Source organism: Acinetobacter towneri (genome assembly GCF_001758345.1).
In the GTDB taxonomy this organism is placed as follows: domain Bacteria; phylum Pseudomonadota; class Gammaproteobacteria; order Pseudomonadales; family Moraxellaceae; genus Acinetobacter; species Acinetobacter towneri_A.
Window position 1 is genome coordinate 133,670 of record NZ_MKQS01000005.1, and the last position, 14,984, is coordinate 148,653.

Genomic DNA, 14,984 nt, shown 5'->3' on the forward strand with positions numbered 1-14,984 from the left:
TTCTGAAAGAGATTATATCTGACAAAAAATACCTGCACTCTTGGTCATAAAGGAAATGTATATCGACCCATCTCCTATGTTATCATACCGCCACTAAATTTGGCCTTTGTAGCGGAGCCGTAATGAGCCAACATCTTTCACTACCTAAAGATAAAATTCGTTTCTTGTTGTTAGAAGGCGTACACCAGAACGCAATCGACGTGTTAAATGCAGCGGGTTATACCAACATCGATTATCGTAAAACGGCGCTTGAGGGCGATGCGTTAAAAGAAGCGATTAAAGATGCGCATTTCATTGGAATTCGTTCACGTACACAGCTAACTGAAGAAGTTTTTGAAGCTGCGAACAAACTAATTGCGGTAGGTTGTTTCTGTATTGGTACAAACCAAGTGAACTTAACTGCAGCAATGGAACGTGGTATTCCAGTTTTCAATGCCCCTTATTCAAACACCCGTTCGGTTGCAGAATTGGTATTGGCTGAAGCAATTTTATTGCTACGTCGCGTACCTGAAAAATCAACCGATACACATGCAGGTGGCTGGAACAAGTCTGCAGTCGGTTCATTTGAAACACGTGGTAAAACTTTAGGTATCGTGGGTTACGGTTCAATCGGTTCTCAACTTTCAGTATTGGCTGAAAGCTTGGGTATGCACGTCATTTATTATGATGCTGTAACCAAGTTACCTTTAGGTAATGCACGTCAAGTTGGCTCTATGGGCGAATTATTGGCAAATGCTGACGTGGTTTCTTTACACGTTCCAGATGTACCATCTACCCGCAATTTCATGGCAAAAGAACAATTTGCACAAATGAAAGAAGGCGCAATTTTCATTAACGCGGCACGTGGTACTTGTGTGGTGATTGAAGATTTGGCAGATGCTATCAAGTCTGGTCATATTGCAGGTGCTGCAGTTGACGTATTCCCGAAAGAACCAAAAGCCAATGGTGAAGAATTTGTTTCTCCACTACGCAACCTACCAAACGTGATTTTAACACCGCACGTGGGTGGTTCTACTATGGAAGCGCAAGCGAACATTGGTTTAGAAGTGGCAGAGAAATTTGTTGCATATTCAGATAAAGGTATGACTTTGTCTGCAGTGAACTTCCCTGAAATTGCATTGCCATTAACTGAAGGCAAGCACCGTTTATTACACATTCACCAAAATATTCCAGGTGTATTGTCTAAAATCAACAACTTGTTTGCTGAACACGGCATCAACATCTCTGGTCAGTCACTCATGACCAAAGGTGATGTCGGTTACTTAGTAATGGACGTTGATGCAACGGCATCTAAAGAAGCGCTTGATACCTTGCATGAAGTTGAAGGCACAATTCGCGTACGTGTATTGTTCTAATCCACCAGCGCATGCTACAAAAAACCACAGTCTGCGTACTGTGGTTTTTTATGTCTGCTGCATCTGCACAACATCATGCTACACAACCCGCTAGTATTTTAAACTTGGTATAATCTGCCCCTTATTCCTATTCTGATGCTTTAGAGTATTTTCCTTCCTCATGCCAAACGCCCAACTCACTGCGGTGTTGTTCATGGTTCTGTCCATGATCTCCTATCAAATCAGTGCCTCATTTGCCAAACAACTCTTTCAGGTACTCGACCCGCTTAGTGTGACAATTTTACGGCTGTGCTTTGCCAGCGTGATTGTGGCAATCATGTTTCGCTCATGGCAAATTCTTTCGCGGCTGTCCTATTTAAAATGGCGTGATTTATTGTGCTATAGCGCAGCCTTGGGCTGCATGAATATTTTGTTTTATCTGTCTTTGGGCAAATTACCGCAAGGCATTGCGGTGGGTTTGGAATTTGTCGGACCTTTGGGTTTGGCGTTATTGTCCATTCAAAACCGTAAAGATTATATCTGGGTGTTCTTGGCCATTTTAGGCATTATTTTTATGGTGCCATGGGGACAAGCTCACGGCGATAATTTTAGCATCTTGGGCGCAGCCTTCGCTTTGGGTGCAGGATTGTGTTGGGCTTTTTATATTTATTTTGGGCAAAAAGTGGTGCAACAAAATATTGGCATGCACGCGCTGACCATCGCCATCAGTATTTCGGCTTTGGCTTTGATTCCATTCGGACTGTATAACAATGCCCCCGCACTGTTTGAAACCCAGTATTGGGGCAAGGCGCTTGCCATTGCAGTGCTTGCCACGGCCATTCCTTATGCGCTGGATTTACAGGCCTTAAAACAACTCAGCAAAATGAGTTATGGCACACTTTCCAGTTTATCGCCTGCTTTGGCTGCACTGACAGGCTTGGTATTGTTGGGTGAGAAAATTACTTCACTGCAATGGCTCGCCTTATGCTGCATTATGTTAGCTTCGGTCGGTGTTACTTTTAGAGCAGTAAAAAAATCCAAACAGCCGCAGAATGTTTAAATCAGAATAATGCTTAAACCAAACTGTCTTTAGACATCTGTTGGTATTTTTCATACTCTGCCAAATATTGCTTGGCTAGACTTTGTTTTTGCTGTTCAGACAAAATTTTGCCTGCCTGTTGGAAAAAACCGTGTTCTTCTTCTTTTAAATGATGATGGACTTTATCTGACAGTTGCTTTGCAATGGCCAGCCAACCCGTGTTGCTCATTTCCGTTTCGGTTAATTGTTCGAGTAATTCATCCATTTGATGATGCTCTGCCAAAGCATGGCGAGTGATATTTAAACCCGCGTCAGTCATCATTAAAGGAATATAAAAATAGCGATCTTCTGCTACCGCATGAGCAAATAATTCATTTTTAAGTTGTTCAAATATCGCTCTACGTTCACGACTATCGCCTGAAGTTTGCGTCAGTTGGCGGGCTAAATCTCGTTGAATCTCGTGACTTTGGCGTAAAGCTTCAAAAATATTCATATGCAGACCTCTTTTGTTTAACCATGCGCGGCGAACAGATTGATAAGAATCTACTCGCACATCCACATCGGCTTGGCTTTGGAGTCAATTTTTGATTTCGTTTTTTTTAATCTTCTAGCTACTATATAGAAGATCAATCAAAAATCCTGCAACTATTTGTATAGAAAGCTTTAATTCACTTACCCACTTTATTCAAGTTATGTATCTGAACAAGATTTAGAGATTTAATACCCGTTTTGGTACCAAGCGTTTTTTATCTGTAATTTCAGCCAAACCTAAACACTTCTCACCATCAAAGACCAAAACTTGCGCTGATGCAGGATGGTCAATATTACTTTCCATGCCACGACTAAAATATTCAGCGCGTCCTTCAGGGACTTGAATGTGTAGAAAATGCTGCACAGGTGCATACGCAGGCAGCAATAAAGCCTCACGTTCTGCTTCACTTAAACTTTCCAAATATTCAATGCTATTACTTGGAATCAGGTCAAAATGCCCCGTTTTAATCCGATGCAAATAGGTCAAATGTCCATAAGTACCCAAGGCTTTGGCAATGTCTTCACCTAAAACACGAATATACGTGCCTTTAGAACAAGTTACATCCAAAGTGATGCTCTGTTCTGTAAAAGACAGCAATTCAATGGCATAAATGGTGACTGGACGCGCTTCACGTTCAATTTCAATGCCCTGTCGTGCCAATTCATACAACGGACGGCCTTCTTTTTTTAAGGCAGAATACATAGGCGGAACTTGCATCAAATCGCCCTGAAATTGTGCCAATACCTGCTCAATGTGCTCTTGGCTCAATGCAGGTAGATCCTGCTGCAACAACACTTCCCCTTCCACATCTCCCGTGGTGGTGCTATGTCCCAATTGAATAGTGGTTTGATAGCGTTTCACCGAATCGAGTAAATAGTGCGAAAATTTGGTCGCTTCACCCAAACAAATCGGCAGCAAACCCGAAGCCAATGGGTCTAATGCCCCCGTATGCCCTGCTTTTTGCGCCCGATATAACCAACGCACTTTTTGCAATGCTGCATTGGAACTGATGCCCAAAGGTTTATTCAATAAAAATACACCATTCACGGCACGGCGCTGGATTTTTGAAGCAGATGATTTCATAACATAGACACGTCTTAAAGCTGCCGCAATACTATCAACCGCTTGTCTAGTTTTACAACTTTTCTGTTGTTTATTTGCTCTTTTGTTTCAGAATAAATTGAGTTCAGTCATATGAACCCAACAAAAAATACAATAGGGATGTTAGGCATAGGATATGCAAAAAAAGAAATTATGGCTCATTTTCGCCGTGATCATCGTTGTCATTCTTGGTTTTCTCATTTGGCTCGCACCCAATCCAACTGTTGGCTCAAACCAAGGGCCGATTAGCTCTAGTGCTCAAAATACGACAGGCTTACCACCCGCAGCGTCAGACTTGCCACATGCATCGGGGCTGTCTTTTGTCAGCAACAGCCAACAGGACACCGAGATCAACTGCCAACTGGTGCTCGACCAAAGTAATCGCTTAGTTGTCAATGAACAGACTCGTAATTGTTTTGAATATTTTATTACCCAATATGGTGAAAAAAATATTGATCAGATCAAGCAAGATTTTAAAGCCTATATGCAGCAAGGTTATAAAGAACCTGCGCTTAAGCAGATTTTAGATCTTTGGACTCGTTATTTAGATTATCGTGTGCAATTGGGGAGCCTGAAGGAGCCAAGCCTAAATAAAGAAGACCCTGAGTACTATCGTACAATTTTTGCTTCGATGAAAACCCTACGTAGCCAGTTCTTTTCCGACTATGAAATCGAAGGCCTCTTTGGCGCTGAAAATACCTACCATGAATATACCTTAGACCGCATGAGCATCATGGCAGATCAGTCCCTGACTGAAGTACAAAAAGCGCAGAAACTGAAAGAACTGTTTGCTCAACTGCCCGAAGATTGGAAAGAAAATCTAGAACAACTTTCCAAACTCGAAGATCTGCGTAAACTGACCTCAGATATTAAGGCGCGAGGCGGTTCTGCCGAAGAAATTCGCCAAATGCGCCAGAATCTTGTCGGTGCCGAAGCGACCATACGCCTAGAAAAACTCGACCAAGATCGAAACAATTGGAAATCTCGGGTCAATACTTACTTAGAACAACGCGACATCATTCTTAAAAGCAATATGAATCAAGATGCGCAGCAGCAAGCTATTCAAAAACTACGTGATCAACAGTTTAATAATTCACAAGAACAACTTCGACTAGGAGCCTTTGAAACCACGCATGACACAGGAGGAAAACCTCCGTTCGCAGATTAAAGCTATACCGTGTTTGACTTTTTCAGGATGAAAAAAATGTTTATAACGAAAAGAATGATACAAACTATGTCACTCGTAGGTCTGGTTACCAGCCTTGGACTCAGCGCAACTACAGCCACAGCTGGATTACAGACGGTGACTACAAGCGTAAAAAGTAATTATGCTCAAACTAAATATCCATTGCTATTTACCCATGGCATGTTTGGGTTCAGCCGAGTGGGGGTTGCCGAATTTGGACTAGATTACTGGTATCAAATTTTACCCGACTTGGCTCGAAATGGCGCAACCACCTTTGCAGCACAAATTTCCCCTTTAGAATCAACTGAAGTACGGGGTGAGCAGTTACTACAACAAGTTGAAGAGGTCATCGCCCTGACAGGCAAGCCCAAAGTTAATTTGATTGGACATAGCCATGGCGGACCAACCATTCGCTATGTAGAAGCAGTTAAACCGCAATATGTGGCCTCACTGACAGGTGTGGGAGCAACATTTAGAGGTTCTAAAGTGGCAGACCAGCTTCTTGCCAATCAAGGTGGAACACAACTGCTCAGTCTAGCGGCGGATCATATTATTGGTCCTATGCTTGCTTATGGGCAAAGTAACCCTGCCTTAAAAAGTAATTTAACAGCATCACTCACCTCAATTAGCGAGCAAGGTTCCCGTGTTTTTAATCAGAAATATCCAACAACAGCGCTGGCTTCAGACTGTAACAAGAGCGGTGCAACATCCAGCAATGGCGTGTATTACTATTCGTGGACTGGCACGTCTCAAGTCACGAACATTCTCGATGTTGCAGACAGTGCGATCTCACTGTTGGGGCCTTTGGCCTATGGCCATTTAAACAATGATGGTTTAGTGGCACGCTGTAGTACACACTTCGGTAAAGTCATCCGTGATAACTATGACTGGAACCATCTAGATGAGGTCAACCAAGTTATGGGGCTACGTGGACTATTTAGCGCAGACCCTGTTGATGTCTATCGCCAACATGCCAATCGCTTAAAACTTCAAGGACTCTAGTTCTATTTTTCCCTTCGAATCTTTAACGTTTCGGAGGGATGTCTCCTAGAATTATCCAGTTACAAACTGTATTTCATTTAATCGGATTTCTCCACGCTCCTCCTCTCTCACCTTTATACTCATTTTGACAACTTAAATTGTCGTCATAAAAAATAAAAAACGAGGATGATCAATGAAATATAGATTATTGATAGCTGGACTGCTGTCGACCTGCGCACTTGCTGCTACACAAACGCAAGCAGCTGCTTCACAAATTAAATCAAACTACGTTGCCTCTAATTATGCAAAGACCAAATACCCTTTGGTTTTTGCACATGGTATGGGTGGCTGGATTCGAGCAGGAATCGATGAACTTGGTGTGGATTAATGGTATCAAATCTTGCCAGATTTAGCCCGTAACGGTGCAAACGCATGGGCAACACGCGTTTCTCCATTCAACACATCTGAAGTTCGTGGTGAACAACTGCTGCAACAAGTTGATGAAATCTTAGCGATTACAGGAGCACCCAAAGTCAATTTGCTTGGTCATAGTCACGGCGGACATAGTATTGCTTATGTCTCTAATGTTATGCCCAATAAAATCGCGTCTGCAACAGCCATTTCTAGTCCTTTAAAAGGCTCTCCTGTGGCGGATTTGATTATTTCCGCGCAAGGTACGCCGCTAGAACAACCGCTGGTAGGCTTAATCAACTTTGGGTCCAAGGCTATTGTTTGGGCACAACAGCAAGATCCGAACTCACTTCCACATGATGCACTCGGTGCGGGTAAAAGCTTAAGTCAAGCTGGTTCTATAGCTTTTGCACAGAAATATCCACTGGGTATGCCAAAAACAAGCTGTGGTGAAGGTTTAGCGAAAGAAAATGGAGTTTATTTTTACTCTTTCTCTGGCAACTCAACGTTGACGAACGTACTTGATCCAGACTCATTATTGGGTGCAACAGGCTTACTCATGCAAGCGCCTAATGATAATGATGGCTTAGTCTCACGTTGTAGTGCCAAGTATGGCAAGACCGTGCGCGATAACTATAATTGGAACCACTTAGATGTGATTAACCAGTTCTTTGGACTACGTTCTATTTTTGCCCCAGATCCTGTCGATGTCTACCGCCAGCATGCTAACCGCCTAAAACTACAAGGCTTATAAATTCCAATAGCAAACATAAAAAAATGCGCCTAAGCGGCGCATTTTTTAGCTGTAACACAAAGTTAAAATTAACCTTGTTTACGTGCTGGTAATTTCTCACGAATACGTGCAGCTTTACCAGACAATTCGCGTAGGTAGTAAAGTTTAGCACGACGAACGTCACCACGACGTTTCACTTCGATTTTCGCAACGATTGGAGAGTGAGTTTGGAAAACACGCTCAACACCAATACCGCTAGAAATTTTACGTACTGTGAACGCAGAGTTCAAACCACGGTTTTTCTTCGCAATGACAACGCCTTCGAACGCTTGTAGACGCTCACGGTCACCTTCTTTAACTTTTACTTGAACGATAACTGTATCGCCTGGTGCAAAAGCTGGAATGTCTTGCTTAAGCTGTGCATTTTCAACAGCTTGTACTAAAGGATGCTTACCACTCATGGGGTATCTCCAATATGTGTGGGTCAGAAGAGGTCTGAGATCCACTGGGTATAGAGGCTAAAGCGCATAGACCCGATTGACTTTCCCTTTATGCCTGACCGCTTCAATGCATAAAGAGCCTATTTAAAAACTACAAACACACTGTCTGTAGCAATTTTGCTTAGACAAACCGATTACTAGGTCTGTCCTTGCGAATCTTTTAGCCATTTTTTTTGCTGCTTGCTCAACTCAACTTTTTCAATCAACTCAGGTCGACGCTCTAAAGTCCGTTGGTAACGCTGCAAAAACCGCCATTTTTCAATATTGGCATGATGTCCCGACTTTAGTACTTCAGGAACATCCAAACCTTCAAAATGGTCTGGCTTGGTATATTGTGGGCAATCTAAAAGACCATCCACAAATGAATCTTGCACATGAGATTGTTCGTCAGACATTGCACCCGGAAGTCTCCGAATAATACTATCGAGAAGAACCATCGCAGGTAGTTCACCGCCTGATAAAACGTAATCTCCAATTGACCATTCCTGATCAACATAGTTTTGGATTAAACGCTCATCGACCCCTTCATAACGGCCACACAATACAATTAAGCCATCATATTCAACGAATTCTAGTACTGCAGTTTCGTTTAAGGTTTTACCTTGAGGCGACATATACACCACAGGTACATGAACTGCTCCTGCTTGCTGTGCAAGCTGTTTGGCATGCTGGATTGCTTGCGCCAAAGGCTCTGCCATCATCACCATACCTGGACCACCACCAAATGGACGTTCATCCACCCGTTTGTAGTTGCCCTGTGCATAATCACGTGGATTAATACAAGTTATTTGCATCAAATCACGTTTTGCTGCACGTCCACTAATACCGTAAGCTGTAATCGCTTCAAACATTTCAGGAAAAAGCGTAATGACTGCAAAAAACACCGCAGACTCCTCTGTTTTCCTGCTCTGCGAATCCTGAAAGGATTAATAATCCATGCCCCAATTAACATAGATGCGACCCGCTTCGAGATCAACGCGTTGTACCACATCTTTATGCCATGGAATCATACGCTCTTCACCATCGACACTATCGGCAGTTGCGCGAACCACCATCACGTCATTGGCACCTGTTTCAAACAGTTCATGGATTTGACCGAGGTTTACTTCTTGTTCGTCATCGTCCAAGCCTAACACCATTAGACCTTTTAAATCTGACCAATAATACTCGTCCACGCCTGGTTGAGGCAGTTGCGATTTTGAAATCCAGATATTTGCGCCAACCAAGTTGTCTGCTGCGGTGCGATCACTCACACCTTTTAAGCTGACCACCAAGCCTTTGCCATGTGGTTTCCAACGTTTTACATCAACCATTTGCCAACCTGCTTTGGTTTCAATGTACCAAGGCAGGTAGTCAAATATGTTGCTCATAGGTTCTGTGTTGGAATAGACCCAGAGCCACCCATTTAATCCATATGCTGAACGTAGCTGTCCAATCTGAATACGATCTTCGGGCACATTCTGTGTTGGTGTCATGGGCTACCTACTACTTAATTAAATTATGCAGCAGCTGCAGCTTTCTTCGCTTGAGCAGCTAAAGAAGCAACACGTTCAGAAGGTTGAGCACCTTGTGCAACCCAGTGAGCAAAACGGTCAGCATCTAAGCGAAGTTTTTCTGCTTTACCTTGAGCTGTTGGGTTAAAGAAACCGATACGTTCGATGAAACGACCGTCACGCGCATTGCGGCTGTCAGTTACAACGATTTGATAGAATGGACGCTTTTTAGCACCACCACGAGTAAGACGAATAACTACCATGATACAACCTTATAGTTTTTACGGATTATCCTTGCGCCGACCATCGGCAACACTTCAAACCCCTTTCATAGAGGGCGGTATTTTACGTTATATTTGCCCTGAAAGAAAGATTAATTTAAGGTTTATCCACAACTGTAAATTTAATCTTGATGCGATCTGCACCTACCAGTCTTCCGAGTTGCTACTACAACCATTGACGGTAATACTAACGTGAATTTGATTTAAGTAGATTTTAATTCAATCGGTTTTAAAATTTGCTGAATCCCAGACTTATATCCATTTACAAGCACCAAAGCATATAATGTTAAAGCAGCAAATAAAGCCTTGAAGTTTCGGCTTCCTGTTAAATGAAACCATAGCAGCAATGTAATCACTTCAGATGCACAAATTTGACTTTGACGCACACGTTTAATCTTGCCACAAGTGAGCATGTATTGCTCAACCTGCTCTGAAATATCAGTGCAGAAATCATGAATTAGGCAGAAAAGTGTTGTAAGCTGTGTGTCGATAGACATTTTGAGATCATTGTTTTTTGTCGTGATTAAATTTTGACTTAAATGCCTATCCTTTTACAACTTCCGTATCCCGAATTCACGTTAAAATAGTTTTGAACAAATCCTATTCTTATTTGAATAAAACCTTTTGAATTACAAAATTATCGACCATCCCAATTTGATGTTGCGGACAAACTGCATGAGTTTACACCTTTTGCCCATGATCTTTGTCCTTGGTCGTTTAGACAAATCCATCCATTATTTGCTTGCGCAGTTCCAGTTTTAGGCTTGGCGATCAACAACCATGTCCCCACTTTCGCAGTGGGTACTGTAAGTGCGGTTCCATCTACATCTGTCAATGTAATATCATATAAAGGCTGTGTTCTAGGTATGGTGGCCGCCCCATAGACATTCAATACTGTTCTTCCTGCATAATTATTATTTGCCATACGGAAATTTGCTAAAGTCCGTGCTATTTCTATCATTTCAGCCTGTGTGTCTGTACGATCTGTTCTAATCTTATAAGCGGCATATGATGGATAAGCAATTGCGGCTAAAATACCAATAATCGCAACCACAATCATCAGCTCAATCAGTGTAAAACCTTGCTTATACATATTTACCATTCCTCCCTACCTGCTGAAACTGAACCACAATCTGTATAAGTTACGAGCGATTTGGTTTTATTTTTACAGCGTAATCCAGCACTTGTCATTAATAAGTCATAATTTCTGGTATCACTTCCTTCTGCTTTCATCGTCCAGGCCCGTGCTCTTATAACTGGTGGAATAGATGCATCTGTTAAAAGTTTGGTTGGATCTTCAGCATCCCGAATGGTAATGGTATATTTAATAGCTGAACCTGTTGCCCCTCTGGGTAAAGTCACTGAATTCAATGGGGTTCCTGCTGGTACATCGTAAATATAATTAGGATCAAAGCCCCTATAAGTAAAGTTTTTTGCTTTATGACGCTCCAATTGCTCTGCAATTTTCTGCATTTCTTGCTGCACCATTGAAACATCTGCTCGTCTAGCATATTCCTGATAACTCGGAAATGCAATTGCAGCAATAATTGCAATAATTGCAACCACAATCATAAGCTCAATTAAGGTAAAACCTCGCGTTGGCTTCCCCAAACGACTGTTACAAGTCGTTGGAGAAACTACACAAGCGTGCTGTTTAATTATTTTTTCCATTTTTCGTACCACCGTGTTGGATTAATGGTCGGAACACATTTCCATCTTCCAGCCCCTCTCTCATTCCCAGCAATGGTAAAGTCAGGACATGATCCCGCTGTTGACTCTTCCACTGGTGCCGGTGTAATACCCACAATCCCGCTACCTAGTGTTTTATCATTACATTCGGTCACACCATCTGGACAGCCTGTAGTTTTGGTTTGGAACCCAGTGTCCGCATCTGCAGCGGTATTGACAGTACCTGTTGTGGTTAGACATGCCCCAAATGGTAGGCAATAACGCTGACGGTTGGTTTCCCCGACTACACGTGGCAAACATGGGTTTTGTGGCGCAATACCCGTACCTTGTGGGTCATAAACAGGAACAATCAAGTTACCTGTTAAAGCAATCGGCTCCTCGAATGCTTTCATACCACCCGCAACACGAAAACCACTTGTTGTGCGCTCTACACCCGCACTGTTACTAGATAGTGAACGATACCAACCATTTTTGGTGGCAGATGCGCCAATAAACACATCTGGAACATTTCCTGCCAACAACTGTGGATTTATTTGCATGGTTTGCAAATCCACATTTTGAGTCGATAAGGTTGGTGTACCCGTAATCAAGTCACGTTTAATGAAATCGCGATCAATCACACCATATACATTATTGACTAGACGATCACTCAATGCGGTCGTTGGCAACATACCATCACGACCTATTGTAGGAGTAACATCTAATGGCGTACTACGGTTACCCGATGCCAAACCAATCAACATAAAGGTAGTTGCACCTTGGTCATGAATGGTTACCGTTGGTGCTTCATAAAAACGTGGGTTTTTACCATCTGCCAACGCAGCTCCAGCTGTAGTCGTTGCTAAGTTTGCTAAGCGCACCACACGTTTACCGAAGTTTGCCGTTGTAGTACCTGCAGTGTTATTAAGGTCTGCACGGAATACTTGACCGCCTAAATCACCAAAGTACAGATGATCGACCAAACCATCACTATCACGGTCAATCGTACTGATTCGACTTACAATACTGTGAGTCATGTTGGCGTTATTTGTGCTTGCTCCTGTACTACTTGCCCACCACAAACGCGCTCCTGTATCAGCATCGATTACATATACTGCATTACCTTGCGCTTCGGATTTGTTATTACAAGTCGCATCTGGAAAATCAGTATTTGCAACTGTAGCACCCAAGCTGAAGCGAGGGTTTTCATAGCATTGATCATAACCGCCACCCACAATCATCACACGTTTAATTACATTGTTATGTCGAATGTTGGCAAGCACAGGTTTAGACCAAGACTGTCCCATACGGCTAAAGTCCGATTGATCGCGACCCACTCTAAACAAGAATTTAGGTGTATCTGGGTCAAGCACATCTAAACCATAATAGCTCTCGCCACCCATGCGCAAGCCACCATATACATTCATTTTTCGTGCTTTAACCACACTGTCGGTACTTGGAGAACTTGATTTTTGTGCAGTATATAAAGAGTCGGCAACCCATGCGCCATCTAAACCTGCTTGAGGTGCGTTAATATCAGCCTCACCTTTTACTAAGGCTTTAGATGCAACACTATTACGAAGCAATTCAGATGGTACAAACACCATTTGCTCTTTACCAGTTTCGCTGTCGACAATATGCAAGCCGCCTTCCATCGTACCATATAAAATAGATTGACTACGGGTGCTGGTTAAATTACCCGAAGCATCTAAAGTACCCGAATAAGTCAACTGCACTGGGAAAGAATGAATACTACCACCCATTGCAACATGTGGTGCTGGCGAAAGCGCAAGTGTAGTTGGCAATGCCGTTGCAGTTGCATCTAACGGTACGCTATAACCCAAATAGTTCAACAATTTTTGCTTAGCCAACAATGGCATGTCTTGTAAGGTGGTTTGGTTACCAAACTTACCCAACACATAAGCTGGAACACCTGTGGCTGGCAAAGGACCTTCAGGTATACGCAACAAGTTTGCACCATTACCTGCACCCGCTAAAGTTGCACCACCAGTTGCTGATACATCTGTATAGAGTTTACGTAGTGCATCTGGTTCCGCTTTAAACTCATATTGAGGAGGACTTACCGTCAAATTTTCTGTTTGACCACTAATTGGCATTGGTAAGCGCGAATAAGCACCACCTAAACCAATAATACCACCATCGTTATAACTTTTATTGTTATACACCGCGATACTATTCCACAGGTCTTTGGTACCCGATCTAAATGAACCATCGGTATTATAAACTAGGGTACTACCATCCGCTGCTCCAAATGCACCCGCATTTGTACCAGAGGTCAATACTTTATAGCGTTTTAAGTTACCTGCCCAAACCAACTTACCACCTTGTGGGTCTGGCTCTAAAGCACGTAAATAACCATAAGGCTGAAAACCTGATGGGCTCAAGGCATCTGAAGGTACAGAAATTGCACCTGTCGTTAAAGGCGCAAGTGGTGCTGCACCTAAGTTGTTAATAAAAGCAATAACACTGGCTGTTACACCTTGTGCACTTTGGGTAGTAAAGAAGCCACCATTACCATAACCAGGACTGGCTAGAGCATGCGTAGTTGGTTGCCCAGGTGAACAAGAGTCGTTACCTGTACGATCACTTTGAGTTCGTGAACTTAATTTACAAGCCTGTTGTACATGCGTTGCCGTTAAGCTATTAAAATCATTACCAAAACCCACAAAAGCGGTTTGGATTGAAACTCCAGCAGGATTCGTTGTTTTATCAAATAGTTTTTTGGCGAACTCCCCCATACAGTTCCATGATGCTGACTCACCAGTATTAAGACCTCCACTACTAGGGCATGTAAAACTAGTGCTATCTAGTGCAGCAGACATAATGGATTTAGCATGAGCATTACTTGAACCATTCGCCGCACCATCAGATAAAATGTAAACACCTTGCCCATCACAACTGACACGATCAGCAGCAGGAGGTAGAGGTGAAATATATTTTAGACCATCTTTTGAGTTAGCAATTGAATTATCAAAACCACTATCAGCATTTGGGCCTAATTGCATTTCCTTTTTATAAAATACATCCGAACCATTGTTGGTATAGTCACCTAAATCAGATGGAGGGGTAGAACCTAATAATGTCCAACCACTAGAGCTACAAGATTGTATATTATTCGTAAAGTCGGTAGTACTTAAACTATCACAACGATAATAAGTTGTGGTTACAACTTCTTTCTTATAAACATCCACTTGTATTTCTGCTTCACTTCGTGTGGAAGTTCCCATCAAATATGCAGCGGCTTCAGCATAAGCATGTGCTGTTGGAGTCAAACCACTTGCAGTCAGCCCATCGACCGCAGTTCTTAAAGTGCTACGTTGTGCGGAGCCGACAACCCCCAATGGTGCAGCAGGGACTAAAATTTTCCCTCGCCTATCTCCCAAAGAGTAATGCCCCAAACCAACACTAACATTCGACAAAGTAGCATCGTTACTATCTAAAAAAGCATTCATACCCGCTTTTAAACGAGTTAAACGAGTACCCGTTTGCCCAGTATCTGTACCCCCCATCGAACCAGATGTATCCAACATCATGACAATGGTTTTTTTACCCGCCGTCGGTACCGCATAAATTTGCAGGTCGCTTGCTTGCGCAACTGAAGAAGCAACAAGCAACGTAGCTGTAAATGCCCAAGCAAATGAGACACCATACTTATATTGGTGAATATTTATTTTAGGACTTTGTAGCCTTTGATTTTTCATCTT

Annotated in this window: 13 protein-coding genes and 2 pseudogenes; 5 read left to right on the top strand and 10 right to left on the bottom strand. The window is 42.6% G+C overall.

Annotated elements, in window-relative coordinates; all coding sequences use genetic code 11:
* The first annotated feature begins 122 nt into the window (after positions 1 to 122).
* The gene (gene serA / locus BJN41_RS03855; RefSeq protein WP_004974541.1) at positions 123 to 1,355 is read left to right on the top strand and encodes a phosphoglycerate dehydrogenase; all 1,233 of its coding nucleotides are present in this window, start codon (positions 123 to 125) and stop codon (positions 1,353 to 1,355) included.
* Positions 1,356 to 1,515: 160 nt separating this feature from the next.
* Complete coding sequence (locus BJN41_RS03860) at positions 1,516 to 2,394, top strand: EamA family transporter (protein WP_070153441.1); 879 nt, start codon at positions 1,516 to 1,518, stop codon at positions 2,392 to 2,394.
* A 13-nt stretch (positions 2,395 to 2,407) separates the two neighbouring features.
* Here BJN41_RS03860 and BJN41_RS03865 read toward each other — a convergent pair whose 3' ends face one another.
* Together BJN41_RS03865 and truB are read right to left on the bottom strand one after the other, a co-directional pair.
* Positions 2,408 to 2,866 carry a hemerythrin domain-containing protein gene (locus BJN41_RS03865; protein WP_070153445.1) on the bottom strand — a complete coding sequence of 153 codons (459 nt, stop codon included), beginning with the start codon at positions 2,864 to 2,866 and terminating at the stop codon, positions 2,408 to 2,410.
* Between the two features lie 216 nt (positions 2,867 to 3,082).
* On the bottom strand, positions 3,083 to 3,988 hold the full coding sequence (truB, locus tag BJN41_RS03870; RefSeq protein WP_070153447.1) for a tRNA pseudouridine(55) synthase TruB: 906 nt from the start codon (positions 3,986 to 3,988) through the stop codon (positions 3,083 to 3,085).
* Between the two features lie 154 nt (positions 3,989 to 4,142).
* Here truB and BJN41_RS03875 point away from each other — a divergent pair, with 154 nt between their 5' ends.
* The 3 genes and pseudogenes from BJN41_RS03875 (at position 4,143) to BJN41_RS03890 (ending at position 7,338) form a co-directional block, all read left to right on the top strand.
* Entirely contained in the window at positions 4,143 to 5,174 is a 1,032-nt protein-coding gene (locus BJN41_RS03875; RefSeq protein ID WP_019836180.1) for a lipase secretion chaperone, read from the top strand.
* Positions 5,175 to 5,240: 66 nt separating this feature from the next.
* Positions 5,241 to 6,194, top strand: a complete 954-nt coding sequence (locus tag BJN41_RS03880) for an esterase/lipase family protein (protein WP_227515209.1) — start codon at positions 5,241 to 5,243, stop codon at positions 6,192 to 6,194.
* A gap of 172 nt (positions 6,195 to 6,366) precedes the next feature.
* A pseudogene (locus BJN41_RS03890) lies at positions 6,367 to 7,338 on the top strand (esterase/lipase family protein).
* Positions 7,339 to 7,406: 68 nt separating this feature from the next.
* On the opposite strand, the gene rplS reads toward BJN41_RS03890, so the two are convergent.
* From rplS to BJN41_RS03930, 8 genes and pseudogenes are all read right to left on the bottom strand, one after another.
* Positions 7,407 to 7,778, bottom strand: a complete 372-nt coding sequence (rplS, locus tag BJN41_RS03895) for a 50S ribosomal protein L19 (RefSeq protein ID WP_004809937.1) — start codon at positions 7,776 to 7,778, stop codon at positions 7,407 to 7,409.
* Positions 7,779 to 7,954: 176 nt separating this feature from the next.
* Positions 7,955 to 8,701 (bottom strand): tRNA (guanosine(37)-N1)-methyltransferase TrmD, encoded by a 747-nt coding sequence (gene trmD, locus BJN41_RS03900; protein ID WP_070153456.1) that lies wholly within the window; start codon positions 8,699 to 8,701, stop codon positions 7,955 to 7,957.
* Between the two features lie 42 nt (positions 8,702 to 8,743).
* Entirely contained in the window at positions 8,744 to 9,292 is a 549-nt protein-coding gene (rimM, locus tag BJN41_RS03905) for a ribosome maturation factor RimM (RefSeq protein ID WP_070153458.1), read from the bottom strand.
* A gap of 23 nt (positions 9,293 to 9,315) precedes the next feature.
* Positions 9,316 to 9,573, bottom strand: coding sequence for a 30S ribosomal protein S16 (rpsP, locus tag BJN41_RS03910; protein WP_004974526.1), 258 nt, complete (start codon positions 9,571 to 9,573; stop codon positions 9,316 to 9,318).
* 316 nt (positions 9,574 to 9,889) lie between these two features.
* Positions 9,890 to 10,088 (bottom strand): annotated as a pseudogene (locus tag BJN41_RS15305) (IS982 family transposase); the annotation flags it as partial.
* A 140-nt stretch (positions 10,089 to 10,228) separates the two neighbouring features.
* A complete protein-coding gene (locus tag BJN41_RS03920; RefSeq protein WP_070153463.1) occupies positions 10,229 to 10,684 on the bottom strand; it encodes a type IV pilin protein in 456 nt (151 codons plus the stop codon).
* A gap of 2 nt (positions 10,685 to 10,686) precedes the next feature.
* Positions 10,687 to 11,163, bottom strand: a complete 477-nt coding sequence (locus BJN41_RS03925; RefSeq protein ID WP_413772607.1) for a type IV pilin protein — start codon at positions 11,161 to 11,163, stop codon at positions 10,687 to 10,689.
* Between the two features lie 86 nt (positions 11,164 to 11,249).
* Positions 11,250 to 14,981: a PilC/PilY family type IV pilus protein gene (locus tag BJN41_RS03930; RefSeq protein ID WP_070153469.1), complete on the bottom strand. Its 3,732-nt coding sequence runs from the start codon at positions 14,979 to 14,981 to the stop codon at positions 11,250 to 11,252.
* Positions 14,982 to 14,984: the final 3 nt, after the last annotated feature.

Excerpts from the sequence above, each read along its gene's own strand:
- BJN41_RS03925 (WP_413772607.1), bottom strand. The coding sequence starts at position 11,163 with ATGATTGTGGTTGCAATTATTGCAATTATTGCTGCAATTGCATTTCCG.
- BJN41_RS03920 (WP_070153463.1), bottom strand. The coding sequence starts at position 10,684 with ATGTATAAGCAAGGTTTTACACTGATTGAGCTGATGATTGTGGTTGCG.
- serA (WP_004974541.1), top strand. The coding sequence starts at position 123 with ATGAGCCAACATCTTTCACTACCTAAAGATAAAATTCGTTTCTTGTTG.
- BJN41_RS03880 (WP_227515209.1), top strand. The coding sequence starts at position 5,241 with ATGTCACTCGTAGGTCTGGTTACCAGCCTTGGACTCAGCGCAACTACA.
- BJN41_RS03865 (WP_070153445.1), bottom strand. The coding sequence starts at position 2,866 with ATGAATATTTTTGAAGCTTTACGCCAAAGTCACGAGATTCAACGAGAT.
- rimM (WP_070153458.1), bottom strand. The coding sequence starts at position 9,292 with ATGACACCAACACAGAATGTGCCCGAAGATCGTATTCAGATTGGACAG.
- BJN41_RS03875 (WP_019836180.1), top strand. The coding sequence starts at position 4,143 with ATGCAAAAAAAGAAATTATGGCTCATTTTCGCCGTGATCATCGTTGTC.
- rplS (WP_004809937.1), bottom strand. The coding sequence starts at position 7,778 with ATGAGTGGTAAGCATCCTTTAGTACAAGCTGTTGAAAATGCACAGCTT.
- BJN41_RS03930 (WP_070153469.1), bottom strand. The coding sequence starts at position 14,981 with ATGAAAAATCAAAGGCTACAAAGTCCTAAAATAAATATTCACCAATAT.
- rpsP (WP_004974526.1), bottom strand. The coding sequence starts at position 9,573 with ATGGTAGTTATTCGTCTTACTCGTGGTGGTGCTAAAAAGCGTCCATTC.
- truB (WP_070153447.1), bottom strand. The coding sequence starts at position 3,988 with ATGAAATCATCTGCTTCAAAAATCCAGCGCCGTGCCGTGAATGGTGTA.
- BJN41_RS03860 (WP_070153441.1), top strand. The coding sequence starts at position 1,516 with ATGCCAAACGCCCAACTCACTGCGGTGTTGTTCATGGTTCTGTCCATG.